This window comes from Ferrimonas aestuarii, from assembly GCF_005116665.1.
GTDB lineage: Bacteria > Pseudomonadota > Gammaproteobacteria > Enterobacterales > Shewanellaceae > Ferrimonas > Ferrimonas aestuarii.
Window position 1 is genome coordinate 350689 of record NZ_SWCJ01000004.1, and the last position, 24537, is coordinate 375225.

Annotated in this window: 22 protein-coding genes; 5 read left to right on the forward strand and 17 right to left on the reverse strand. The window is 54.0% G+C overall.

The genetic code is table 11. The features are described from left to right. Positions 1–14: 14 nt before the first annotated feature. The 7 genes from FCL42_RS08525 to FCL42_RS08555 form a co-directional block, all read right to left on the reverse strand. Positions 15–800 (reverse strand): helix-turn-helix transcriptional regulator, encoded by a 786-nt coding sequence (locus FCL42_RS08525; protein ID WP_136862978.1) that lies wholly within the window; start codon positions 798–800, stop codon positions 15–17. A gap of 98 nt (positions 801–898) precedes the next feature. Continuing rightward, positions 899–1831, reverse strand: a complete 933-nt coding sequence (locus FCL42_RS08530) for an alpha/beta hydrolase (RefSeq protein WP_136862979.1) — start codon at positions 1829–1831, stop codon at positions 899–901. Positions 1832–1902: 71 nt separating this feature from the next. Then, on the reverse strand, positions 1903–2535 hold the full coding sequence (locus FCL42_RS08535; protein WP_136862980.1) for an SCO family protein: 633 nt from the start codon (positions 2533–2535) through the stop codon (positions 1903–1905). Beyond that, a complete protein-coding gene (gene cyoE, locus FCL42_RS08540) occupies positions 2529–3500 on the reverse strand; it encodes a heme o synthase (RefSeq protein WP_136862981.1) in 972 nt (323 codons plus the stop codon). Before cyoE ends, FCL42_RS08535 begins: the two co-directional genes overlap by 7 nt. Next, complete coding sequence (locus FCL42_RS08545) at positions 3494–4492, reverse strand: COX15/CtaA family protein (protein WP_229359814.1); 999 nt, start codon at positions 4490–4492, stop codon at positions 3494–3496. Before FCL42_RS08545 ends, cyoE begins: the two co-directional genes overlap by 7 nt. A gap of 9 nt (positions 4493–4501) precedes the next feature. After that, the gene (locus FCL42_RS08550) at positions 4502–5044 is read right to left on the reverse strand and encodes a hypothetical protein (RefSeq protein ID WP_136862982.1); all 543 of its coding nucleotides are present in this window, start codon (positions 5042–5044) and stop codon (positions 4502–4504) included. A gap of 123 nt (positions 5045–5167) precedes the next feature. Further along, positions 5168–5923: an SURF1 family protein gene (locus FCL42_RS08555; RefSeq protein WP_136862983.1), complete on the reverse strand. Its 756-nt coding sequence runs from the start codon at positions 5921–5923 to the stop codon at positions 5168–5170. A 25-nt stretch (positions 5924–5948) separates the two neighbouring features. Here FCL42_RS08555 and FCL42_RS08560 point away from each other — a divergent pair, with 25 nt between their 5' ends. Beyond that, positions 5949–6164 carry a DUF2909 domain-containing protein gene (locus tag FCL42_RS08560; RefSeq protein WP_136862984.1) on the forward strand — a complete coding sequence of 72 codons (216 nt, stop codon included), beginning with the start codon at positions 5949–5951 and terminating at the stop codon, positions 6162–6164. A gap of 3 nt (positions 6165–6167) precedes the next feature. On the opposite strand, the gene FCL42_RS08565 is transcribed toward FCL42_RS08560, so the two are convergent. The 6 genes from FCL42_RS08565 to lexA form a co-directional block, all read right to left on the reverse strand. Then, entirely contained in the window at positions 6168–7046 is an 879-nt protein-coding gene (locus FCL42_RS08565) for a cytochrome c oxidase subunit 3 (RefSeq protein ID WP_136862985.1), read from the reverse strand. Further along, positions 7037–7630, reverse strand: coding sequence for a cytochrome c oxidase assembly protein (locus FCL42_RS08570; protein WP_136862986.1), 594 nt, complete (start codon positions 7628–7630; stop codon positions 7037–7039). The genes FCL42_RS08565 and FCL42_RS08570 overlap by 10 nt, the downstream gene beginning before the upstream one ends. Continuing rightward, the gene (ctaD, locus tag FCL42_RS08575; protein ID WP_136862987.1) at positions 7630–9240 is read right to left on the reverse strand and encodes a cytochrome c oxidase subunit I; all 1611 of its coding nucleotides are present in this window, start codon (positions 9238–9240) and stop codon (positions 7630–7632) included. Before ctaD ends, FCL42_RS08570 begins: the two co-directional genes overlap by 1 nt. A gap of 7 nt (positions 9241–9247) precedes the next feature. Continuing rightward, positions 9248–10789, reverse strand: coding sequence for a cytochrome c oxidase subunit II (gene coxB / locus FCL42_RS08580; protein ID WP_229359815.1), 1542 nt, complete (start codon positions 10787–10789; stop codon positions 9248–9250). Positions 10790–11234: 445 nt separating this feature from the next. Beyond that, positions 11235–11702, reverse strand: coding sequence for a SulA-like leucine-rich domain-containing protein (locus FCL42_RS08585; RefSeq protein WP_136862988.1), 468 nt, complete (start codon positions 11700–11702; stop codon positions 11235–11237). Further along, on the reverse strand, positions 11702–12322 hold the full coding sequence (lexA, locus tag FCL42_RS08590; protein ID WP_136862989.1) for a transcriptional repressor LexA: 621 nt from the start codon (positions 12320–12322) through the stop codon (positions 11702–11704). Before lexA ends, FCL42_RS08585 begins: the two co-directional genes overlap by 1 nt. A gap of 282 nt (positions 12323–12604) precedes the next feature. On the opposite strand from lexA, the gene plsB reads away from it, so the two are divergent. From plsB to FCL42_RS08610, 4 genes are read left to right on the forward strand one after another with little or no spacing between them, the layout of a single operon-like run. After that, positions 12605–14986 carry a glycerol-3-phosphate 1-O-acyltransferase PlsB gene (gene plsB, locus FCL42_RS08595; protein ID WP_136863050.1) on the forward strand — a complete coding sequence of 794 codons (2382 nt, stop codon included), beginning with the start codon at positions 12605–12607 and terminating at the stop codon, positions 14984–14986. Positions 14987–15037: 51 nt separating this feature from the next. Further along, positions 15038–16273 (forward strand): aromatic amino acid transporter, encoded by a 1236-nt coding sequence (locus FCL42_RS08600; protein WP_136862990.1) that lies wholly within the window; start codon positions 15038–15040, stop codon positions 16271–16273. Beyond that, positions 16273–16992, forward strand: a complete 720-nt coding sequence (locus FCL42_RS08605; protein ID WP_136862991.1) for a tRNA-uridine aminocarboxypropyltransferase — start codon at positions 16273–16275, stop codon at positions 16990–16992. Before FCL42_RS08600 ends, FCL42_RS08605 begins: the two co-directional genes overlap by 1 nt. A 2-nt stretch (positions 16993–16994) precedes the next feature. Beyond that, complete coding sequence (locus tag FCL42_RS08610) at positions 16995–17897, forward strand: LysR family transcriptional regulator (protein WP_136862992.1); 903 nt, start codon at positions 16995–16997, stop codon at positions 17895–17897. Here FCL42_RS08610 and FCL42_RS08615 read toward each other — a convergent pair. From FCL42_RS08615 to FCL42_RS08630, 4 genes are all read right to left on the reverse strand, one after another. Continuing rightward, the gene (locus FCL42_RS08615; RefSeq protein ID WP_136862993.1) at positions 17859–19043 is read right to left on the reverse strand and encodes an adenosylhomocysteinase; all 1185 of its coding nucleotides are present in this window, start codon (positions 19041–19043) and stop codon (positions 17859–17861) included. The genes FCL42_RS08610 and FCL42_RS08615 overlap by 39 nt on opposite strands. A 147-nt stretch (positions 19044–19190) precedes the next feature. After that, a complete protein-coding gene (locus tag FCL42_RS08620) occupies positions 19191–22325 on the reverse strand; it encodes an efflux RND transporter permease subunit (protein WP_136862994.1) in 3135 nt (1044 codons plus the stop codon). Positions 22326–22333: 8 nt separating this feature from the next. Continuing rightward, positions 22334–23959: an efflux RND transporter periplasmic adaptor subunit gene (locus tag FCL42_RS08625; RefSeq protein ID WP_169308336.1), complete on the reverse strand. Its 1626-nt coding sequence runs from the start codon at positions 23957–23959 to the stop codon at positions 22334–22336. A gap of 115 nt (positions 23960–24074) precedes the next feature. After that, a complete protein-coding gene (locus FCL42_RS08630; protein WP_136862995.1) occupies positions 24075–24485 on the reverse strand; it encodes a hypothetical protein in 411 nt (136 codons plus the stop codon). Positions 24486–24537: the final 52 nt, after the last annotated feature.

Below are 24537 nucleotides of genomic sequence, written 5' to 3' on the forward strand. Positions count from 1 at the left end.
AGCCAGCACCGCCTTTATGCCAGCACCTTATACTTGTAGGCATAGGCCACCAACTGGGCATTATTCTTCGCATTGAACAGCACCTTCAATTTATTAAGGTGGTAGTCCACTCCTCGTTCCGTCAAAAACAGCATGGAAGCAATTTCAGAGCGCGCATGGCCATCGGCGACCAACTGCAAAACCTGCCGTCCCTTATCATTAACCAATCCTAAACCAACCAATGGGTTGATATCAGGAACAATACGACTGGCAAACAATACCTTATGAAAGTTCTCAAGACGCTCAATCAACTCCTGCTTAAAAGTGGACACCGCTTGACTCAATTCGTCTGGATGGCGGTCACTCATCAGGAAAAATTCTGCCGTGAACTCCGAATACTCGGGATCGCGATAGCGGAAGAAAAATCGGCTTCTGACGCCATATTTATCCAAAATAGTACGGCAATGCCGGCAGGCTTCATCGTCACCTTCGTAACTGAAGATCACCGAGTCATTATCCAAGTAAGCCCGCATGTTGGGCTCAACTTCAATGCAGGAACTGGCAAACTCATGCCTGAGTCGTCTCATACTGGAGTTGGAAAACAGGAAGTTGTGCCGCTGGTGAGAGCGTTTTTTAGAAACCGGCTTGTAGAGCAGAGAGTCTCTGACATTGACCTGTTTACTTAACGAAACAATGTAGATGCCACCATCAAACTGATATTGGCGCACCAAAGAGTCAAACAGGGCTTGTAACTGTTTGACCCGTTCCCCACCCTGAGGAGTGATGCCATCGTTATCTAGTTGAAGGTAGCTGGTACTCATGGCTTTGAATGTGTCTCTAGAAAATCCAAAACCAGTATAAGATTCCCGAATGATACTCGCCGTGAGCTATCACATAACTTTTCCGCAACTGTGACTAGTCATAGTTTAATTGCCGTTTGCAACCAGCCTTGCAGCAACTGATGCTCGTCGTTGCCGATGATCCCAACTTGAGGGTGCAACAAACCGGGGAGGTTAACCACCTGTACCTGATCCGAACTGAGGGGCGCCGCTTTGGCATAGGGTGAAACGTCATCGCCATCAGAAGCCAGAACCAAAATCGGCAGGGTCAAACTGGAGAGCTGAGCGGTGGCGTCGACTTGGGATTCTTCAAGCTGCAACCGCGCCAAAGCCAATTGTGCCCCCTGGCGCAGATCGCCTTCTGGCACCCAACTTAAGTACCAAGGTTTAGGAAAAGCGACCAAGGAATCACCGAGCCCCATCATTGGCGCTTGTAGTATCAGCCCGCTGACATCATCACGACGCTTGACCAAATTCACCGCGGCTATAGCGCCCATCGAATTACCGATGACCAATAGTGGCTGCTTCGGGTTGTGGCGGTTAAGCCATGCGTCCAGTAGCTCACCGTCTCGCACCCCAAAACTGAACTCATCGGTGGCGCCACCATGACCTTGAAGATCCGGCAGCAGCACCCGATAACCAAGGAAGCGCCAATACAGCGCATTGACAGCCATGGTCTCCTTATTCATGCGATAACCATGAATCATGACGACGGTGCCCTGTTGCGAAGTCACCTGTTCACGTTTGAGGTTGAGCTGGAATAGCTTGCCAAAGATCTCCCACTCAGCATTGAGCTTGTTTGCCTTAATCGGCTGACCTTCTAGATAGGCGAGGCATTGAGATTGATAACAAAATCGGCCGGTCTTAAAGCCATCTTTAATCAATTGCTGTTGGTCTTCGGCGCTCACCTCGAGAGAGTCAAACGCCAACAGACGATCCGCCACCATATTAGCGCAGCCCGTTAACCACAACGACATGACCGCCAGCATGGCTGCCACTCTCAATCTCTTCATTCCTCGTCCCTGATCACTTAAGCATCCAATCGCCAGTGAATCAGCTTAAAGAGCAGAATTCAATCACTCGGTTAGTAGCTGCGGTAATCGGCAATGATAGGAAGGTCTTGTTTCATCTGTGCCACCGACACCAACCTGAGCTCTCCCGGCTCCCCTTGCGGGCGGAAGATCGCCTCCAACTGACCTTGGGGGTTGATCAGCACAATGTCAGCACTGTGGTCGACGCTGTAGCCCTGCCCATCGGGCAGATCCACCATGGCGTACACCAACCCCAAGTTCCGGCTCAAGGCATACAACTGCGCATGCTCCCCAGTCACCGCTTTAAACTCCGGATTAAAATACTGAATGTAATCCTTCAGCTTTTGGCCCTGGTCTCGCTGCGGATCCACCGACAGCAACACCACCTGTACAGGCATATCTTTTGAAACCGCCGGGTAGATGGACGTTAAACGCGCCAACGTCGATGGGCACACATCCGGACAGGAGGTAAAGCCCATAAATAGCAGCGTCCACTGCCCAGTTAATTGGGCTTGGGTAAACGCCTGTCCCTGCTCATCCACCAACTGAAAGTCTTTAATGAGCCTAGGCTCTGGCAGCCACAACGCCGACACCTTGGGCTGCTCGCTGCTGGACAATGACAATGTCATGCCGGTGGCCAACGCCGCTACGGCCACCAGAGCATACAACCAACGGAGATTTACCATAGGGAGGCTCCGATTTGCGGGTTAAACGGCAGATAGTGATCCACCAACAGCAGCACAAACAACGCCAAAAGCTGCCAAATGGAGAACAGGAATAGATTAATGGCTGACTTAGATTTTGGGGCGAACTTTAGCTGCCACGCTTTCACCACAAACCACAAACTCAGTACCGTGGAACCAAACAGGTACAGCGCCCCACTCATGCCCACCAACACCGGCAGCATGCAGGCAATCACCAGCAGCAAGCTGTACAGCAAAATCGAGGTTTTGGTGTACTCCTCGCCATGGGTAACCGGCAGCATGGGGATATCGGCTTTGGCGTACTCCGCCTTACGGTGCACCGCCAACGCCCAAAAGTGGGGGGGTGTCCAGGTAAAAATGATGATCACCAGCAGCAAGCCGTTACCATGGAAATCCCCAGTGACACTGGTCCAGCCCAGCAGTGGCGGCATCGCCCCAGCCAGACCACCAATCACGATATTCTGTGGTGTCGCTCGCTTTAAAAATCCGGTGTAGATCAGGGCATATCCCACCAAGCTGGCGAACGTTAGCCAAGCCGTCAGAGGATTGATCAGCCCATAGAGCATCACAAACCCCAAGGTGCCAATCACAAAGGCAAACACCCCGCCCTGCAGCGGCGTCACTCGCCCAGTGGCTACGGGGCGATTGTGAGTGCGAGCCATGATGGTATCGATACGGCGATCCAGAAGGTGATTTACCGCCGCCGCGGCTCCTGCCATTAACCCGATTCCCGTCAGGCCAGCAATCAACACCACGGGGTCGATCCAACCTGGGGACGCCAATGCCATCCCCACTAAGGCGGTTACCAGCATCAGCAGCACCACCTTGGGCTTAGTCATCTCAAGGTAATCTCGCCATGTGGCTGCAGTTTCCACACTAGAGTGAGCAGAAATTTGTGCCGCCTGAGCTCGTGAGCCGCTGGGCTTTATGGTTGTAGTTCTTAACATTCTGCCTCCTTAAGCTGTGCGCTGGTTTCAGACACAGACACCCAAATTCGATAGTTAACCGCCACCGTCGTCAGCAACAACAATGCCGCTACGCCATTGTGGGCCACAGCGATGGCCAGCGGCAGTTGCCAAACTACGTTGGCTAAGCCCAGCCCAACCTGAACTAGGGTTAACAGGGCCAGTGCACCTGCCAACTGACGTTGATGTCGCCATAACTTAAAGGCCAAAGTCAGCAGCAGCAGAGCGGTGACCACCGCCCAGATGCGATGACTCACATGGATGGTCATCCGCGCCGCCCAATCTAAAGTGCCGAACTCATAACTGTGCGCCGGCGGTTGTATGGGCTGAAAGCCGGCGGCGAAGTCCAAGCGTTCCTGCCAGCCGGGTTCACACAGGGGGAATTCCGTACAAGCCAGGGCTGCGTAATTGGCAGAGGTCCAGCCTCCAAGGGCGATCTGAACAACCAACGCCAACAGGGCCACGACGGCCAATCGGCTGCCCAGAAAACCAAGCCGAGGTAAAGATTGACGGCGTAGCCACAATAGCCCCAATAGGCAAAAGAGGGAGAAACCGCCGAGCAGGTGCCCCATGACGATAACTGGCATTAAATTCAAGGTTACGGTCCACATCCCCAGCGCCCCCTGAAACAGCACCAAAGCAAACAGGGCTAAGCCATGGCCGCGCTGAGGCGTAGACCAACTTTTGACGGCAATGATGATGATCAGCAGACCTAGGATAGAAGCGATGTATCTGTGCCCCATCTCTGCCCACGCTTTGGCAACCTCCAGAGGCCGCTCGGGAAAACGCGCTTCGGCAACCGCTTGATTGGCCTTTGCCTGTATCGGCGTTGCATAACCGTAACAGCCAGGCCAATCCGGACAGCCCAGCCCCGCATCCGTAAGCCGAGTAAACGCACCAACCACAATCACCAGCAACGCGAGGGTCATGGTGGCCACAATCCAACCATTTATTGAGGCAAACCAAGGTTTCATCTTCACCCCCTACCCGATTCGAGACAGCTTAAGCAGCTTACGCAGATCCGCCAGCACGTCTTTGGCTTGTAGAATCTGCTGCTCTTTGTCTTCCACTAGGGGATAGGCCATCACCCACTGCCCCATGGGGTCGACGATCACCAAGTTGTAGGGTGCCAGCGCCGTCGCCGTCGCCCCATTCGCCACTTCAAATTCGAATCGGCGTGCCGACAGGTGCTGCTCTAGCTTGGTATCAACCTGTTGCTCATGAAACACCACTGGTACTAAGCGATCCTGTTCACGCCCCAGAGCCAATAGGGTTTGCTGCATGGCGGTCAAGGTGTCTTCACAGACTTGGCGACAATCACTTGGCAGTAAGGTGAGCAACTGCCAGTGTTGCTCGGCGGGATTGGCTTGGTTAAAGGTGTGATAGTTGGTATTGGCAAGCAGTGTGCCTTTGTTGGTCACGCCGCCTTGGTACCAACCTTGAGACAGATACAGGTACGCCAGTAGCACCGGTGCGATAAAGACCCCAGATAAGATCAGTAAGGTATAGCGGTTGCGGGAGTTCATGGTTGCTCCTCTCTGATGAGGTGCGCAGGCGTGCAGCCAAACGCAATTTCAAGTTCCTCCCCCATTACCGCTAGGAGAGACTGCTCACTTCTATTCATTCACTTTTGAGGACTGTTGCTAATCTCAACGCCCCGTTTCGGTTTGTGGTTCGCAAACACTGCGGCGAATTAATATCGCCGCAATCACCAACCACGCGATGGCCAAGCCAAACCACTGCAAGGCATAGCCTTGATGCTTCTCAGGGCTCAGGCTTATGGGCTGCCAACGTCGAGGAAAGCCAAGCTGAGCAGGCTCCTCAACCATCACCAACCACGGCAGTATCCGCTGCCCAAGTTGCGCTTCCAGCTCAGTAAAATTCACCGCTTGAATACGGGTGGCCCCAGATAGGTTCTCCTCCAGCAACGAGCTGGATAATGGGTTAACACCGGGACGATACAAGCGCCCTTCGATCGCCAATTTGTCCGCAACTTCGGGCAAATCCGGTAACACTCGACGGTCGTTACCCGCAGCCACAAACCCGAGTTCTAACAACAACCAAGGCTGTCCTGGAGCCACCTCTACCGGCAGTAACCACTGATAACCCACCTTGCCCTCAAAGGTGCGATTATCCAGTAACAGGCTCTGCTGCGGCTGGGACGTTACCTTAGTCACCAATCGAGTTCCTGCTAGGTCGGCATCGGCTTGCAATAGCAACTCGGTCCAACTCAGTTGCTGCTGTCCCTGCATCTCGAGTTGCTGCATTAACGCCAGCTTCTCTTCGCCACGGCTTAACTGCCACAGGCCTAACTTGACCAGCAGGGCAAATCCCATCACAGTAATGAACACTAACCCTAACCGTTTCAATGCCACCTCTGCTGTACCGGAATTGAGCCTAATCACTCACGAACACTCATGAGGGACAGCCATGCCTTTGCTCTTCAAACTCGTTATTGTCGGCCTATTATTGGTGATCATTTTTAATCTGGGTCGAGCCCTAGTGATGATGCTCAAAGAGGGCGACAACGCGCGCCCCATGAGCCACTATCTCGGCCGCAGGGTTGGGCTATCCGCCATGATCATCATCCTGTTGCTGATCGCCATGGCTGCAGGCTGGATCACCCCAAACCCCCGTCCGTACTAACTTCTAAAGGATGTAGACAAAAATAAACAGCAGCAGCCACACCACATCCACAAAGTGCCAATACCAACTGCTGGCCTGAAAACCAAAATGCTGCTGCGGCGTAAAGTGGCCTTTCATCACTCGGAAAAACATCACAATCAACATGATGGTGCCCAAGGTTACGTGCAGGCCGTGAAAACCGGTCAACAGGAAGAAGGTATTGCCATAGATGCCGGAGCTTAAAGTCAGGTTCATCTCTTGATAGGCGTGAACGTACTCCTCAACCTGAAGCACCAAGAAGCCTAAGCCAAGCACAATAGTTGCCCCTAACCACAGCTTCAATTGCTGGCGCTTGTCCTGCTCCAAACCCACATGAGCAAAGTGCAGCGTGATGGATGAGGTAAGCAGAATCAGGGTGTTATAGAGAGGTAGACCCTGCCAGCCCATGGCTTCGGTAGTTTGTCCCGAAGGCGTTACCACCAAGGGCCAAATCGCTTCGAAGCCGGGCCATAGCACTTCGCTGGTCATGGCATTGTTGCCTTCACCACCGAGCCAAGGCACCGCCACCATACGTGCGTAGAACAGCGCCCCAAAGAAGGCGCCAAAGAACATCACCTCCGAGAAGATGAACCAGGACATGCCCTGACGGAAAGAACGATCCATCTGCTTGGAGTACATGCCCGCCATCGATTCGTCGATGACGTTCTTAAACCAACCCACCACCATCACCACGATGACCGCAATGCCAGACAGCAGCACGTAGCCAAAGATGCCGGTATCACCACTTTTCAAGCCACCGACGTAATTGCCAGCACCCAATGCAATGAGAAACAGACCGATGGCACCAACAATGGGCCAATAGCTCTGCTCAGGAACGTAATATTTTTCATGCTTCATTCTGATAATTCCTTATCAAGTTCTGAAGTCGCCTCTTTAGCACTGACTTTGTCAGTGACGTTGTAGAGGGTGTATGACAGGGTCAAGGTGTGAATCTCTTCCGGCAGCGCCGGATCCAGATAGAACAGCAGCGGCATCTCTACCGATTCGCCACCTTTAAGGGGCTGATGGTTAAAACAAAAACACTCTATCTTGGAGAAATACAGCGCGCCGGTTCCCGGAGAAACCGAAGGCACCGCCTGACCAATAATGTCTTGTTGAGAACGGTTCTGTGCCAGAAACGCCACCTGTTTGGTTTCACCCGGATGCACCTGAATGCGATTAACCTGAGGCTCAAACTTCCAAGGCATATTGCTGTGCACAGAAGTGACAAACTCCACCGTCACCAATCTCTGGCGATCGACTTCGCCGCTTTGACTGGCGGCGGTGGTGCTGGTTTTGCCATTGATGCCAGTAACTTCACAAAACACGTCGTATAAAGGCACTAGAGCAAAACCAAAACCAAACATCGCCAACGTCACCAACAGCAGGCGTTTTACTAGCCTACTGTTGGCGTCTTTTGGCTTAGACGGCTGCGCAGGGCCGCTCATTATTTCACCTCAGGCGGGGTATCGAAGGTATGCAGCGGCGCTGGCGACGCCACGGTCCACTCCAAGCCTTCCGCCCCGTCCCAAGGTTTGGCTTGCGCTTTCTCACCACCGCGAATGCACTTGATCACCAAGGCGAGGAAGATGAGTTGCGACAAACCAAAGGCGAACCCACCGATGGAGACAATTTGGTTGATATCAGCAAACTGCAGCGCGTAATCAGGAATACGGCGCGGCATTCCCGCTAAGCCTAAGAAGTGCATTGGGAAGAACAGCACGTTGACCGAGATAATCGAGCACCAGAAGTGCCACTTCGCCAACGTTTCGCTGTACATGTGACCGGTCCATTTCGGCAACCAGTAGTACGCTCCCGCCATGATGGAGAACACCGCTCCAGTCACCAACACGTAGTGGAAGTGAGCCACCACAAAATAGGTGTCGTGGTACTGGAAATCCACAGGGGTAATTGCCAGCATCAAGCCCGACAAGCCACCAATGGTAAACAGCACGATGAAAGCCAAGGCGAACATCATCGGGGCTTCAAAGCTGATGGAACCACGCCACATGGTGGCTACCCAGTTAAATACCTTCACCCCAGTCGGCACCGAAATCAGCATGGTGCAGTACATAAAGAACAACTCGGCGGCAACCGGCATCCCTGTGGTGAACATGTGGTGGGCCCACACTAGGAATGACAACAGGGCAATGGAGGCCGTGGCGTACACCATGGAGGCATACCCAAACAGCTTCTTACGACTGAATGCCGGCACAATGGCTGAGATAATGCCAAACGCTGGCAAGATCATGATGTACACCTCAGGGTGACCAAAGAACCAGAAGATGTGCTGGAACATCACCGGGTCACCGCCACCGGCGGCATCAAAGAAGCTGGTGGCAAAGTACTTATCGGTCAGCACCATGGTTACCGCGCCGGCAAGTACTGGCATCACCGCAATCAATAGAAAAGCGGTGATCAACCAGGTCCAGACGAACAGCGGCATCTTCATGTAGGTCATGCCCGGCGCTCGTAGGTTCATGATGGTCACAATCACGTTGATGGCGCCCATGATGGAGCTGATCCCCATGATGTGGACCGAGAACACGAATAGGGCGGTGGAGTCACCACTGTAGGTGGTGGATAGAGGCGCATAGAAGGTCCAACCAAAAGCAGGACCGCCTCCCTCCATAAACAGACTGCCCAGTAACATGGCGAAAGCAAACGGCAGAATCCAGAAGCTCCAGTTATTGAGTCGAGGCAGTGCCATATCTGGCGCGCCAATCATCATTGGAATCATCCAGTTAGCCAATCCAGTAAAGGCGGGCATTACCGCACCAAATACCATGATTAGCCCGTGTACCGTGGTCATCTGATTGAAAAAATTCGGCTCAACCAGCTGCAATCCTGGCTCAAACAGCTCCGCACGGATCACCATGGCCATGGCGCCGCCAACGAGGAACATGATGAAGCTGAACCACAGATACAAAGAGCCAATCTCTTTATGGTTGGTGGTCAACAGCCAACGCTTTAAGCCTTTTTGAGGCGCATGATGGTGATCATGAGCCGGAGTTTCGATGTGGCCGACATCGGCCTGATGATCTCTAACTGTTGTCATGGCTGCCTCACTGTCCCTTAGAGGCGGCAACGTCCGCCGTGGTAACTAGATCGCCGGTGTTGTTATCCCAGGCGTTTCGCTCGTAGGTGATGACCGCAGCCAACTGTCGCTCCGACAATTGAGCTGAGAATCCTTGCATCGCAGTTCCAGCTTTGCCATTAAGAACAATGTCGATGTGGGCAGCGACCTCCCCTTTCACCATTGGGCTGTCTTTCAGCGCGGGGAACGTCGGTGGCAGCCCCATGCCGGTTGGCATGTGGCAAGCACCGCAATAGGTGTTGTAGACCAGCTGACCCTCCGCCATGGCGGTCTCCATGGTCAAAGGTTCTTGAGATGCTTCAGGTGCAGCAGCTTTCGCTTCGATTGTCTCTTCAGCGACCGCCACTGCTTCAACCGCGGTTTTGGCCTCAGCCTGATTAGGTTCAGAACTAGATCCACCGCCGGCAACATCCGCAGGTTGAGCGATGTCTCCCATGTTGTTGCCCCACGCATTTCGCTCATAGGTCACCACCGCTGCGATCTCTTTAGGCGTCAGCTGAGCCGCAAACGCCTGCATGGCCGTGCCAGGCTTACCGTTCACCACGATGTCGATGTGAGCGGCAATGTCACCCTTAGCGATGGGGCTGTCTTTCAGGCCAGGAAATACACCAGGCAACCCCATGCCGTTTGGCATGTGGCAGGCGGCGCAGCGGGCGTTGTAAACCGATTCACCCAGAGTCATCGACTCTTCCATGGTGAGCGTCTCGTTGAGGGACGCATTTGCAGCCGCCTCCGCTTCGGCAGCCGCTTGCTGCTGATCTGCCAGCCAATTGTCGAAATCCGCTTCAGCAAGGACTTCAACCACCACGGGCATGAAGCCATGGTCTTTACCGCACAGCTCCGCACATTGGCCTCGGTAAGTGCCCGGTTTATCCACCTTGGTCCAAGCTTCGTTGATAAAGCCTGGGTTGGCGTCTTTCTTTACCGCAAACGCTGGCACCCACCAAGAGTGGATAACGTCATCGGAAGTCATCAAGAAGCGCACTTTGCGATTGGCTGGAATAACCAAAGGCTTATCCACCTCAAGCAGGTAGTTCTCGCCTTTGGCTTCCGCGTCTTTGATTTGAGCTTGGGGAGTGGACAGTAAGCTGAAAAACTCAACGCCCTTGTCAAAATACTTGTAGTGCCACTTCCATTGAGAGCCCGTCACCTGAATGGTGAGCTCCGATTGGCTAGGATCTTCCATGGCCACTAGGGTTTTGGTGGCTGGCACTGCCATCACAATCAAAATCAGGAACGGGATCACCGTCCACAGGATCTCAACCTTGGTGCTTTCATGGAAATTGGCAGGAACTGCGCCTTTGGACTTACGATGTTTGATCAGCGAATACAGCATGATCCCAAACACCACAGCCGCAATACCACAGCAGATGTAGAAAATGGTCATGTGCAGGCCGTAGACCTGCTGACTGATGTCGGTAACACCCGGGGTCAGATTAAAATCCGACACATCGGCGTGCACCCAGACTGGGATAAGCAAACCTATCACCAGTAGATACAAACTTCTCACAACAACGGCTCCTCTGTGTATTGCGTAACGCAATATCCAGAGAAGAGCAGCACAGTAATTCTCAGCCCTATGAAGCTCCCCTCCCCTTATTTATTCGGTTTGGGCAAACTACGGAAACGGCTTATCCCGAGGTTACAGCAGCCTTGTATCTCACTTCATTGTGGCTAAACGGAGTTGCGTTCCAACCATTGATGAAATTGATACAACGATTCTTCGATCGTCTGTTTTCTTAACCTAAAGACTAAATTTAGATTGATCAAGATCAAGAATCTGATTCAACCCAAAATACCAACTAACTTAGTCTGGAATAGATCCGCAGTGCGCTTTACTTAACTATTGGCTGAAAAATCTAAAAACGCCTAATAAAAAAGACAAATCAGATTGAATGGAATTCATATTGGCGATCTACCTGCAAATATTTCAGAAGATCGCCCTTTATCTAGGTTTAATGAATCCAATTGCTGCGATGAGCAGGGATAATTGCATGGGTAAGTGACTGGGAAGGCTTAGGTTGCTGAAACAGGTACCCACGGCATTGCGCCTTCTTACTGGCTAGATTCAGTCGACGCCAGTCGCGCTCTTCCAGCTTAGGCAACCAAGCAAGCACCGCACTGGCAGTACGACCGGCCAACGCTTGCTCTACCGCCCACTGGCCTTCCAATTCGTCTTGGCAGCGCACGATCAACAGACGATCCATGGCCACACCCGCTTCTTCTAGAATCGCTTTCCAACCACTGCGAGGTGGGTTTACCAACACCAACCAACGCTGTTGCTGACTCAGCTCCGCCAGACTGGAAGCCAAAGATTTCAGCGTGCTCAAGCTGCTGTCAAATCGAGTCAGCTTTGACTCAGATTGCCAGTTGCCTTGCCACAGGCCAGGGTGACGAAACTGCGCTCCATGCTGCACTTTCATTAATGCAATCCTCCATTACGTATCACCCCTACCGCCAAACCTTCAATGGTGAGAGGTTCCTGCTCCAGATCAACCCGAATCGGTTGATACTCACTGTTCTCGGCGTGCAACAACACGGTGTCGCCGTTGCGTTCAAAACGCTTAACGGTAACGTCATCGCCTACGCGCGCTACCACAACCTGACCGTTTCGTGCCTCTTTCTGACTGTGTACCGCCAGTAGATCGCCATCCATGATGCCAATATCGATCATCGAATCGCCGCGAACACGCAGTAAATAGTCGGCATTAGGGCTAAACATGCTGGGATCAAGCTGGCAATGTTGTTCAACGTGCTGTTGAGCCAAAATTGGCTCACCCGCTGCAACCTGACCAATCAGAGGCAAGCCCAGTTGCTCAGGCTCAGGGCCGGTATCCAACAAACGAATGCCGCGAGAGGTACCAGGAACGATCTCGATTACTTCTTTCCGAGCTAACGCTTTTAGATGCTCTTCGGCGGCGTTGGCACTACGAAACCCCAACTGCTTGGCAATCTCAGCACGAGTTGGCGGCATGCCAGTCTCAGCCATGTGGTTACGGATAAGTTCCAGAACTTGAGTTTGCCTTGGGGTTAACGGCTTCATATCTTTACCTGTTTATCTATACAGTACCACTGTGAGTATATACAGGCCGGTGATAATTTCAACAACTTATTTTGTTTGCGAGTGTCTAGATAAAGCTGAATCACAAGAATGACATGCCAAATCGATGCACCAATTTCACTCGCTGGGGCATTCGAACCGAGATCACTGCTAAAATCTGCGCACCTCTAAGGTGCCGAACTGTGGGGTTTCGGTGTATTATCAACGACAATTACAGAACCATAAGTGAAGACTACGGTGACCCAAGACTATCTATCACCCTGGATGAAGGGTGCCCGCTGGCTGCAAAAGCCGGTGGTAAACAGCCGATTGGTGCCAGCCGATCCCATTGGTGAACTCGACATCGACCTCGAGCGCCCAGTGGTGTACGTGCTTAACCACGAGTCCCATTCTGATCTACTGGCACTCCATGAAGCCTGCCTAAATGCTGGGCTTCCAAGCCCGCTTGAGCCTCTGCAAGTGGAAGGCGAAACCGTCAGCCGCGTGGTGTTCCTCAATGGCGCAACCCCGCTGATCGGCAAACGCAAAAAAACCGATTTCCTGCAGCGCTTCGAACAGCTGCTGTCTCTGCATCAACGACACACCGAACTGGATATCCAGGTGGTGCCCGTTGCCCTGATGTGGGGCCGCGACCCAGGTAAAGATGAGAGCGTAAGTGCAACGCTACTCAATAAAGACTACCCAACCTGGCTGCGAAAATTCTTTATTATGATGATGCTGGGCCGCGACAGCTTTGTGCGCTTCTCTCGCCCGGTATCTCTGCGTTATATGGCGGATCGCCACGGCACCGACGACAGCATCGCACACAAGTTGGCGCGGGTGGCTCGAGTGCACTTTGGCCGCCAGCACACAGTTGCTACTGGCCCGAAACTGCCGGACCGTCAAGCTCTGTTCCACAGCCTATTAGCCTCTGACGCCATCAAAAAAGCCATTGCTGAAGAAGCCAAATCCAAAGAGATCAGCGAAGACAAAGCCAGAGAGAAAGCCACCGAATATCTGGATGAGATTGCGGCCGCCTACTCCAGCAACTTGATCCGTGTCGGTGAACGTATCCTGGCTTGGTTATGGAACAAGATCTATAAGGGCATCAACGTGCGGGGCGCCGAAGAGGTTCGCCGCCTGTCTCAAGATGGCCACGAGATCGTGTTCGTTCCTTGCCATCGTAGCCACATGGATTACCTGCTGCTGTCCTACATCATCTATCAACAAGGGATGGTGCCACCGCACATCGCAGCTGGGGTAAACCTGAACTTCTGGCCAGCGGGTCCCATTTTCCGCAAAGGGGGCGCGTTCTTCATTCGTCGCTCCTTTAAAGGCAACAAGCTGTACGCCGAGGTGTTCCGTGAATACCTGCATCAGCTGTTCGCACGGGGCTACTCCATCGAATACTTCTGCGAAGGCGGCCGCTCCCGCACTGGCCGTCTGCTGCCACCTAAAACCGGCATGATCGCCATGACATTGCAGACCGTAATGCGTGGCATCGAACGTCCAGTTACCTTGGTGCCTATCTACCTGGGTTATGACCACGTGATGGAGGTCTCTACTTACCACAAAGAGCTAAAAGGTAAGAAGAAAGAGAAGGAAGGCGTATTCCAAGTATTCTCTGCCATCAAGAAGCTGCGTAACTATGGTCAAGGTTATGTGAACTTTGGTGCGCCAATCACCGTGCATCAGTTCTTGAACGACAAAGTGCCGCAGTGGCGTGAAGACACCGCTGAGAATGGCGATCAGAAGCAGCCTTGGTTAACTCCAGTGGTGAACGACATCGCCCATGAGCTGATGTGCAACATCAACGATGCGGCGGCGGTCAGTGCAGTAACTCTGACGGCCACCACCTTGCTGGCAACCCAACATCACGCCATGTCCCGCCATGCACTGGAGAACCAGCTGGATCTTTACCTGAAACTGCTGCAATCGGTGCCGTACACCACCTACACCACGCTTACTGAAGGCGATGGTAAATCGGTGCTGCAAGATGCCTTGGATCTGGAGAAATTCCAGCTGACCGACGACGACCTAGGTCAGATCGTCAGCATCTTTGATAACCAAGCGGTCACCATGACCTATTACCGCAACAACATCTTGCACTTGATGATTCTGCCGAGCTTGTTGGCCTCCTTGGCGCTAACCAACAAACGTAATCAGCGTGAACAGTTGATTGAACAGGCTAAGACCCTGTATCCACTGGTGCAAGCTGAGCTGTTTATGGGTCTTGGAGAGCAGTTGGAAGAGTACTTGCACGCTCAGCTCAACGAGTTCATCAACCACGGTCTATTGACCGAATCTGACGGCGAACTCAAGGTCAACGACGCCAAGCGCGACATGTTGATGCAACTGGGCGCCATCAGTCAGGAAACCCTTCAGCGTTATGCCATCTTACTGTCTCGTCTGCAGGCGGAGCCGACCATCGAGCGTGGTTCGCTGGAGAAGGAGTCCACCAAGCTGGCCGAGCGCCTGTGCAAACTGCACGGCACCAACGCACCGGAGTTCTTCGACAAGAAAGTGTTTAACACCCTAACCTTACGTTTGAAGGAGATGGGCTGCATTGGCGACGAACCCGATACCGATAAGATCAAGGTATTGGCTCAACTGGTACTGACTCAACTCCCCATCAGCATGCGAGCTTCCATCAGTCAGGTGGGATAACGCATCGATACTCAAGGGCCCGCAAGGGCCCTTACAATTTTTGGACAACACATGAAACAACACGCCTCTCCTAGCCTACTTGGCGGAGCCATGATCATCGCCGCCACCACCGTAGGTGCCGGTATGTTTTCCCTGCCCGTTACCGCTGCCGGTATGTGGTTCAACTACAGCATCATGGTGTTGGCTTTCGCATGGCTCTGCATGCTGCTCTCTGGCCTATTCGTACTGGAAACCAACCTGCGTTTTCCTGTGGGTGCCAGCTTTGACACCATGGTTGGCGAAACCCTAGGCCGCCCTTGGCGTGTGGCCAATGGCATCTCCATCGCCTTCGTACTCTACATTCTGACTTACGCCTACATCAGTGGCGGCAGCTCCATCGTCAGCCACGGTGCCGCCAGCGCCTTTGGCATCGAGATGAACAGTACTGTCGCCGCCCTGTGCTTTGCCTTAGTGCTGGCCAGCATCGTGTTTGTGGGTGCCAAAGCGGTGGATCGCATCAGCACCATCATGATTGGCGCCATGATTCTGACCTTCGGCGCTTCCACTTTGGATCTGGCCCCAAGCATTCAGGCCGCCAATCTATGGCCAGAGAACAGCGATGGCCAAAGTTACGCCATCTTCGGCCTTGCAGCTCTGCCCTTCATGCTGGCCTCCTTCGGCTACCACGGCAACGTACCTAGCCTGGTGAAATACTATGGTAAGCAGCCTAAACGCATTGCACTGGCCCTACTGCTCGGCACCGGTCTGGCCTTCACCATCTACCTACTGTGGCTGACCCTGAGCTTCGGCAACTTAAGCCAACAGCAACTGCTGCCGGTAATTCAGGCCGGTGGCAACATGGGCGATCTGGTGGCCGCGCTGGAGCGCAGCGACAACGGCAATCTGGGCACCATTCTGTCGCTGTTTGCCAACCTGGCTGTGGCCAGCTCCTTCTTGGGCGTGACGTTGGGGCTGTTCGATTACATTGCCGACCTGTTTGGCTTCGACAACAGCATTTCGGGACGCAGCAAAACGGCGGTTATCACCTTCCTGCCCCCCCTACTATTGGCATTGGCTTGGCCCCACGGCTTCATCTACGCCATCGGTTTCGCCGGTTTGGCGGCAACCCTGTGGGCTGCCATCGTGCCAGCCCTGATGGCCAAAACCGTGCGCACCCTAGACAGCCAAGGCGATTACCAAGCGCCAGGCGGTCAAGCAGGCATCTATCTGGTTATCGGTTTCGGTCTAACGGTGGCGGTGTGTGAAATCGCCAGTAAATTGAAACTGCTGCCGGTGTTTGGCCAATAATGGACAACGCCGTTATCACCCTGCGGACTCGGCTAATTGCCGAGTCCAGCAAACCCTATCAGTCTCGTGGTGCCACCGTGGTGCGCTGTGACCGCTGCCAGATCGCTGAGTCTCACTGCTGCTGCAGTTACAAGCAGCCGCAGCAACTGCAAGCGGCCTTCTGCCTGATCATGCATCGCAAAGAGCCGATGAAGCCCACCAATACCGGTCGCATCATCGCCGAAATTCTGCCGCAAACCGCCGCCTTTGCCTGGGATCGCACCGAGCCAGATCCTGAGATGCTGGCCTTTTTGGCGGATCCACAGTGGCAACCCTATCTGGTATTTCCTGAAGCCTATGTGGAAGACCAGCCCGTAGTAGAAGCACCCCGACCTTGCCCAGAGGACAAGCGGCCGCTGTTTATCCTGCTAGATGCGACTTGGGCTCAGGCACGTAAGATCTACTTTAAGAGCCCCTATCTGCAGCAGATGCCGGTACTGAGCATCAACCCAGAGCGCCTCTCCAATTACAAGCTGCGTGAAGCCGCCCACGATCACCAACTGGCCACCGCCGAAGTGGCGGCTATGGTGTTGGAGCTGGCCGGAGAGTCCCATGCCGCAGAAGTCTTGGATGCCTATTTTCAGCTGTTTTCTCAGTGCTATTACGCAGGCAAGCGCCAACTGCCAGTGCCGACCAGTGGTGAGGCCTTCGACCGGCTTAAGGCCTGCAAAGGAGAGTGAGCATGAAAGCCCGTTTCGATCAGTGGTTAAGTTTTCGCACCGTGGTCAAACGGGGCAGCTTTGCCGCCGCCGCTGAATCATTGGAGCTGTCTCGAGCCTTGGTCTCCGGCCACGTACGCCAACTGGAGGAGCACTACGGAGTCAGGCTACTCAATCGAACTACCCGCAGGTTATCACTCACCGACGAAGGCCAGCGGCTGCTGGAGCGCATTGCGCCGCTGCTGGACGAAGCCGAGTCTACCGAGAAACAGATGCAGGACCTGGCCAATGAGATCCGTGGCACGCTGCGGATTCAAGTGCCCGCCGTACTGGACGCCGAGCCACTGCACCACTGTCTGGCGAAGTTGATGCTGCAACACCCTGGGGTGAAACTGGAGGTGTTGATTGGCGAGTCGATAGACGACCTTGTGGGCCGAGGCATCGATCTGGCCCTCTACATTGGCACCCTAGAGGACAGCTCCATGGTGTGCCGCCCTCTATGCCAGCTGGAAACCAAACTGGTGGCCAGCCCAACCTATTGGCAGCAAGCGGGCATACCCTCTCAAGTCAGCGACCTGTCCCAGCATCGCTGCATCCACTATCGTCACTGCTTAACTGGCCACAATTGGGATTTCCTCGACCAAGATGGCCAGCCCATATTGGTCAAACCCAACTTCGTGATGGAAACCGACAGCGAAACCATGGCACTTCGACTGGCCAAAAGCGGCGTTGGGGTCACCACCGCCTTGGCATTTTTGTGTCAACAAGCCTTAGCTCAAGGCACGCTGGAAGCCCACTTAGATTGCTATCTACACCCAGTGCCTCTGTCGGCGGTTTACCCTGCCAAGCACAATAAACCGCTTCGTTTGCAGCGATTGCTTGAGTTGTTAGCTGAGACCTTTACGAATCCAATGATCCACCGCTAATCGAGCCACCTGCATCTCAATACCTCTTGGCACCGGCTGAGGCGCATTGGCGTATTCTCTGGCATTTTTGGCCATGGCCGCCAGACTCAGCGCTTGCAGCGCGAGCCCCAGATCCATGATCTCCACTGGGTTGCCATCTCCTGCGGCCAGATTCACCAGATTACCGCCACTGAGTAGGTACAGAGTCTTACCGCGGAACTCAAACGCTTCCACCTGCTCCCGAATGCGGCGAACCTGTGTCGCTTCGCTGCGCAGATAGTCCAGCTCCATCTCGGTAGCAAAGTGACCGGCATTGGCCAAGATCACGCCATGTTTGAGCAGCGGGAAGTGTTCTCGAGTGATAATGCCATCGTAGCCAGTCACCGTGACCACCATGTCGGCATCGCCAATGGCGGGTTCTAGATCCTCCGTTGGAAAACCTTCCATATGCGCTTCTAATCGAATCAAAGGATCCTGCTCCACCACGGTTACATGGGCCCCCATGCCTCGCAGGCGCATGGCCACGCCGCTGCCACAATAGCCATAACCGATCACCGCCACACGCTTACCATGTAGCATCACATTGGTGGCTCGCATAATGCCATCCACCACAGAACTGCCTACACCATAACGGTTTTCTACGATGCGTTTGGCTTGGGTGTCGTTGATCACCAAGGTGGGGAAGCTCTGCTGCGGTGCCAACTCCCGCAGGCGAGTCGCTCCGGTCGTGGTCTCCTCGGTGGCACCGATAACTTGCGGTATCTGATCTGCAAATTCCTCTTCACTAAACAGCAAGCTGTGGAGGTCAGCGCCATTATCAGACAGCAGCTGCGGCTTGGCTCTAAGTACCTGACGACACTGCTCTATGTGGTCATCAAAGGTCTCGTTGCGATGCCCAAGCACCTGCACACCGTAATCGGCACGAATGGCTTCGGCGGTGTCATCTTGAGTGGTGCCTGGACTGCCGGTGATCACCACATTGGCGCCGCCCTTGGTCAACGCTTCCAGCCAGACGCCAGTCTTGGCTTCCACATGCAGGCAGATGCCCAGAGTTAGCCCCTCAAAAGGGCGAGTCTTAGCAAACTCTTGTCCCAATGCAGCAACAATGGGCATGTGAGCTTTGGCCCACTGAATGCGATTGCGGCCTGATTGCAGTGTGTCGGTCATGGTGTTTCTCCTTATCAATTTGTGCACCGTCATTGTCGACGGCGGCAATTAGGAGAAAAACGGCCAGCGCTGAATGGACTGTTCAGAAAATCCAACAAATAGGGGCACCAACGTGCCCCTATTTATCGATGATGACCCGAACTCTCATCAGCTCGTTTTTAGTTTGCCTTGGTAGATCAGCAGATACAGTGCTGGTATCACGAACAGGGACAGCAGCGGTGCGGTAACCATTCCGCCAACCATAGGCGCAGCAATCTTCTGCATCACGTCATTACCAGAACCTGCACCCCACATGATCGGCAGCAAGCCAAAGAAGATGGTGGCTACCGTCATCGCCTTAGGACGGATGCGCATAACGGCGCCCTCCATCAATGCATCTTTGAGGTCCTCACGGCTGTGGTAGTTGCCCTCTCGCTGACGCTGTTTAATGGCGTTGTTGAGGTAAACCAGCATCACCACCCCAAACTCCGCCGCCACACCAGCTAGGGCGATCATGCCCACCGCTACCGCCACCGACAGGTTAAAGTCCAGCAGATACAGCAGCCACGCCGAGCCCACTAGGGCGAAAGGCAGACTAAGCATGATAACGCTGGCCTGCACCGTCGAACCGAAGGTCAACATCAACAGCAGGAAGATAACTGCCAGCATCATTGGAATCACCTGAGTCATCTTGGCTTCCACCCGCTGCATGTACTCATACTGACCCGCAAAGCTGATGCTGTAGCGAGGAGGCAGCTTGAGTTGGCTATCTAACGCCGCTTGGGCACTGTCGATGTACTCTCCAATGGACACGTCTTTGATGTCCACGAACACCCAGGAGATCAGGCGGCCGTTCTCGCTTTTCAGCATCGGCGCACCATCGCTGATGCTGATCTCCGCCACGGCAGACAATGGCAAGTAATGACCATTACTGGTCACCACTGGCAGTTGCCTGAGCTTATTGATGTCGTCACGCAGCTCCCGTGGGTAACGAAGGTTGATCGGGTAGCGCTCAGCGCCCTGCACCGATTCGCCAATTTGCATGCCGCCGATGGCTAGGCGTACCACATTCTGCACATCATCCAAAGACAAGCCATAGCGGGCAGCTACCGCCAACTTCGGCTCGATGTCGATATAGCGGCCACCACCAACACGTTCGGCAAAGGCGGAAACCGTTCCGGGAATTGGCGCCAAAATGGCTTCAATCTCGCCGCCAATTCGCTGTAATTCGTCGACATCCGCCCCAGATATCTTAATGCCGATTGGCGTCTTGATGCCGGTAGACAGCATATCAATACGGGTTTTGATCGGCTGTACCCAGGCGTTGGTCATGCCCGGCACTTTAACTATGCCTTGCAACTCATCGACGATGCCAGCAAGCGTCATTCCCTCACGCCACTGCGCTCGTGGCTGCAACATGATGGTGGTCTCCAGCATGGTCAGCGGCGCCGGATCCGTGGCGGTTTCCGCACGACCAACTTTACCAAATACCCGTTTTACTTCGGGCACGGTCTTAATCAGCCGGTCGGTCTGTTGCAGGATCTCCGCCGCCTTTCCAGCACTCACCCCTGGCAAGGTGGTTGGCATGTAGAGCAGATCTCCCTCCTCCAACTCTGGCATAAACTCAGATCCTAAGTTGGACATGGGATACCAGGCACTCACCAACACCGCCAACGCCACCGCCAGCGTCAATTTCGGGAATCGCAGTACGCCATTTAGGCAAGGACGATAGATGGCAATCAGCACTCGACTGATGGGATTTTTGCGCTCATCGGGGATGCGCCCGCGAATGAAGTAGCCCATCAATACCGGAATCAAGGTGATCGCCAGCAGCGCCGAAGCCGCCATGGCGAAGGTTTTGGTGTAGGCCAGCGGGTGGAACAACCGACCCTCCTGAGCTTCCAAAACAAACACCGGCATAAAACTTAAGGTGATGATCAGCAAGCTAAAGAACAGCGCTGGCCCTACTTCGACCGAAGCCTCTTTGATTAGCTGCCAGCGAGCTTCCCCTTGAGGCTCATCGCCATGCTGATGACGATAATGCTCCAGATGTTTATGGGCGTTCTCCACCATCACGATGGCCGCATCCACCACGGCACCAATAGCGATGGCGATGCCACCAAGACTCATGATGTTGGCATTCACCCCCATCCAGCCCATGACGATAAAGCTGATTAGAATCGACAACGGCAGGGTGATCACCGCCACCAGAGTGGAACGAGCGTGCAGCAGGAACAGCAGACATACCAAGCCCACCACTAGCATCTCCTCGATCACCTTGCTCTTAAGGTTATCTACCGAATTTAAGATCAACTGGGAGCGGTCATAGGTGGTCACCACCTCAACCCCTTCCGGCAAACCCGCTTTAAGGCTCTGCAATTTCGCTTTAACCGCATCGATGGTCGCTAGGGCATTTTCGCCGTAACGCATAACGATGATGCCGCCCACCACTTCGCCTTCACCATCAAGTTCAGCAATGCCACGGCGAGACGCCGGACCGATACGTAACATGGCCACGTCTTTTAGCAGCACCGGGTTGCCCGCCTCGCTGACGATGCCCAAGGGGATGTCGGCAAAATCTTCTAGCCGCTGGCGATAGCCAGTCGCACGGATCATGTATTCCGCTTCAGCCATCTCGATAACTGAGCCACCCACCTCGGCGTTAGCACGCTCGACAGCCTGTTTCACCTTACCGATGTCCAGCTTATACAACGCCAACTTGTGAGGGTCGACCACCACCTGATAGCTCTGCTCCATGCCGCCGATGGTCGCCACTTCTGACACCCCTGCGACGCTTTGCAGCTCTAGCTTCAGATACCAATCCTGCAGACTGCGCAGTTGCGCCAAATCGTGGGTTCCGGTTCGGTCCACCAGGGCGTATTCATACACCCAGCCAACCCCGGAGGCATCCGGCCCAAGCTCTGGCACCGCCGCCGCAGGCAAACGCCCTTGAACCTGAGACAGGTATTCCAACACTCGAGAGCGTGCCCAGTAGATGTCGGTGCTATCCTCGAAGATGACATACACGTAGGAGTCACCAAAGAAGGAGTAGCCCCGCACCGTCTTGGCGCCGGGTACAGCTAACATGGCAGTCGATAAAGGATAGGTCACCTGATCTTCCACCAGCTGAGGGGCTTGCCCTGGATAGCTGGTTTTGACGATCACCTGAACGTCGGAGAGATCCGGCAGTGCATCCAGTGGTGTGGTTCGAAGCGCCTGCCAGCCGATGAGCGCCACGACGGCGGTCAACACCAGCACCATGACGCGCTGCCTAATTGAGGCAGCAATGATCTTTTCTAACATGCGGCCTCCTAGTGCTGATGACCAGCGTGAGATTGCATCGCTGCTGCTTCGCCATCCTGCGAGGAGCTTAAGCGCATCAAACTGCCTTTAAGGCTGGCTTCAGAGTCAAGCAGGAACTGGCCTGAAACCACCACCTGCTCTCCTGGCTCAACCCCGCTGAGCACTTCCGCCTTACCTTTGGCCACCATACCTAGGCGCACCTCTTTAACCACAAACTCCTTGTCACTGCGCTGCACCACCACGCGGTTGCTCGAGCCGGTTTGAATCAAGGCTTCCGTAGGCACTAAGGTCAACCCACGCTTGGCGGTGCCATAGAGCTCCACATCCACAAGTGAACCGGGACGCAGCTTCCCTTGGGGGTTGGCCAACTGAACTCGTACTTGCAGGGCGCGGGTTACCGGATCCAGCTCTGGATAGAGGTAATCAATTTTCCCTTCCAGCTCAAACAAGCCCAGCGCCGCTGCGGTAACCGCCGCATCTTGGCCCGGCTTAAACCAACCTTGTTGCTGCTCAAACACCTCGGCAATCACCCAAACTTGGCTGAGATCCACCAACTTCATCACTTCGGTATTAGGTTGAATATACATGCCATCACGAACGTTAAGCTCACTGATGACGCCATCGTGTTTGGCGTAAAACGGCACTCGATAGAGGCTTTTTTGGCTGCGCTCTAGCTGGGCGATCAGCTTGGCATCCATCCCCAATAGCTCTAGGCGCAACTTGGCTTTGCGCAGCAGCTCACTGCCTCGCAGCTGATCCCTCTTCAGGCTATCGATAGCCAACAAAAAATCATCTTGAGCATTCACCAACTCCGGGCTGTAGAGCTCAAACAGCAGATCGCCTTTTTTAACCTGATCACCGGCGGCAGCAACCCCCAGGGTTTCAATCCAACCGGAGACCCGGGCATGCACATGACTGATGGCATCCTGATCGTACTCCACGGTACCAATGGTGTTGATGTAGCGCCACAAAGTGCCCTGTTTGACCTCGGCAATCCGGATACCCAGTGCTTGTTGCATGCCTCCTGGCACACCAACCACCACCTCTTCACCGACGCTGCCCATCTCTACCGGTTCCAAATCCATGCCGCATATGGGGCAAGTTTCACCGGGATGATCAGAGACAATGTGTGGATGCATCGGACAGACGTATTTCACGGTTACGCCGGATTGCGGCGTGTCTGAGTTAGCCTTGGTCAGAAACTCAGGCTGTGGCATCTGAGTTGCTGGCGTAAAGCTCACCTCATGGGCTGGCTGTTGACTATGGGCATGGCCACTATGATCTTCAGCGGCAGTTTCAGGATTATCCACCGGGGTCATATACATATTGCAGATGTCGCAGCGGTCGCCAATCTTACCAGTTTGGTCTGGATGCATCGGACAAGCGTAAGGCGCGGCCACTGGCGTTAGAAACATCTTACATTCAGGACAACGGTCACCCTTCTCACCGGTTTGATGCAGATGCATGGGACACGCGTAGGTGGCTGTCGCCGGTGTTTCACTGGCGGTTTCGATGGCATGAGGGCCGTGACCTGCCGCCAAAACAGAAAAGCTTGGGGTGATGGCAAAACTCAATACCATCACAACGGTTACTATGCCGGCAATGCGCTGACAAAGAGAAAAACTGGGGAACATCGCGTTCTCTCCCTCGAGACCTAAGATACAGGCATCGATCATCAATTTTCTAAAGATGGCAGAAAATCGTTCTGCCACAAACAGTTAAGTCAAAGTCGTCGTTTGAAAATTGAATTTAGGCGATGGGAGGACGGTTGTCAGACTCCAGCACAACGGAGTCAAATTGGTAGGTTTGCACCACAGGCGCAATGCTTGGCATCTCATGCTGGTGCCAAGTGAAGGTGATCAATACCGAGACTGATGACATCCCAGACTGACATTGGCTGCAGCCATTATCACATTCCACTTGAGCAGAATGATTACAGTGATCGCTGTTGTGCATGCCACCGCAGCAATCGCTGGCTTGCTCAACCATCGACTCCATCTGGCCATGGCAATCCATAGCTGGTTGAGCCATCACCGCCTGCATCTCCAGCGCATTTAGCTTAGGTGCAGCCGCCATCGCTCCTTGACCAATAAAGGCCAAAGACAACAGTAGCAAGGCGAGCCATTGCTGAAGTCGAGATTGCGGTGAAGTACGAGTCATGATGGTGGTTATAACAAATTCCCCCCACCAGCGCCAACTAGCAGGGGGCATA

What these genes read in the sequence shown, in the direction of transcription:
- FCL42_RS08610 (WP_136862992.1), top strand. Translation starts at nt 16,995, where the DNA reads ATGAAAGCCCGTTTCGATCAGTGGTTAAGTTTTCGCACCGTGGTCAAA.
- ctaD (WP_136862987.1), bottom strand. Translation starts at nt 9,240, where the DNA reads ATGACAACAGTTAGAGATCATCAGGCCGATGTCGGCCACATCGAAACT.
- cyoE (WP_136862981.1), bottom strand. Translation starts at nt 3,500, where the DNA reads ATGTTAAGAACTACAACCATAAAGCCCAGCGGCTCACGAGCTCAGGCG.
- FCL42_RS08625 (WP_169308336.1), bottom strand. Translation starts at nt 23,959, where the DNA reads ATGTTCCCCAGTTTTTCTCTTTGTCAGCGCATTGCCGGCATAGTAACC.
- FCL42_RS08545 (WP_229359814.1), bottom strand. Translation starts at nt 4,492, where the DNA reads ATGAAACCTTGGTTTGCCTCAATAAATGGTTGGATTGTGGCCACCATG.
- FCL42_RS08535 (WP_136862980.1), bottom strand. Translation starts at nt 2,535, where the DNA reads ATGGTAAATCTCCGTTGGTTGTATGCTCTGGTGGCCGTAGCGGCGTTG.
- FCL42_RS08615 (WP_136862993.1), bottom strand. Translation starts at nt 19,043, where the DNA reads ATGACCGACACACTGCAATCAGGCCGCAATCGCATTCAGTGGGCCAAA.
- FCL42_RS08560 (WP_136862984.1), top strand. Translation starts at nt 5,949, where the DNA reads ATGCCTTTGCTCTTCAAACTCGTTATTGTCGGCCTATTATTGGTGATC.
- FCL42_RS08585 (WP_136862988.1), bottom strand. Translation starts at nt 11,702, where the DNA reads ATGAAAGTGCAGCATGGAGCGCAGTTTCGTCACCCTGGCCTGTGGCAA.
- FCL42_RS08550 (WP_136862982.1), bottom strand. Translation starts at nt 5,044, where the DNA reads ATGAACTCCCGCAACCGCTATACCTTACTGATCTTATCTGGGGTCTTT.
- FCL42_RS08570 (WP_136862986.1), bottom strand. Translation starts at nt 7,630, where the DNA reads ATGAGCGGCCCTGCGCAGCCGTCTAAGCCAAAAGACGCCAACAGTAGG.
- FCL42_RS08600 (WP_136862990.1), top strand. Translation starts at nt 15,038, where the DNA reads ATGAAACAACACGCCTCTCCTAGCCTACTTGGCGGAGCCATGATCATC.
- FCL42_RS08605 (WP_136862991.1), top strand. Translation starts at nt 16,273, where the DNA reads ATGGACAACGCCGTTATCACCCTGCGGACTCGGCTAATTGCCGAGTCC.
- FCL42_RS08525 (WP_136862978.1), bottom strand. Translation starts at nt 800, where the DNA reads ATGAGTACCAGCTACCTTCAACTAGATAACGATGGCATCACTCCTCAG.
- FCL42_RS08530 (WP_136862979.1), bottom strand. Translation starts at nt 1,831, where the DNA reads ATGAAGAGATTGAGAGTGGCAGCCATGCTGGCGGTCATGTCGTTGTGG.
- FCL42_RS08620 (WP_136862994.1), bottom strand. Translation starts at nt 22,325, where the DNA reads ATGTTAGAAAAGATCATTGCTGCCTCAATTAGGCAGCGCGTCATGGTG.
- lexA (WP_136862989.1), bottom strand. Translation starts at nt 12,322, where the DNA reads ATGAAGCCGTTAACCCCAAGGCAAACTCAAGTTCTGGAACTTATCCGT.
- plsB (WP_136863050.1), top strand. Translation starts at nt 12,605, where the DNA reads ATGAAGGGTGCCCGCTGGCTGCAAAAGCCGGTGGTAAACAGCCGATTG.
- FCL42_RS08630 (WP_136862995.1), bottom strand. Translation starts at nt 24,485, where the DNA reads ATGACTCGTACTTCACCGCAATCTCGACTTCAGCAATGGCTCGCCTTG.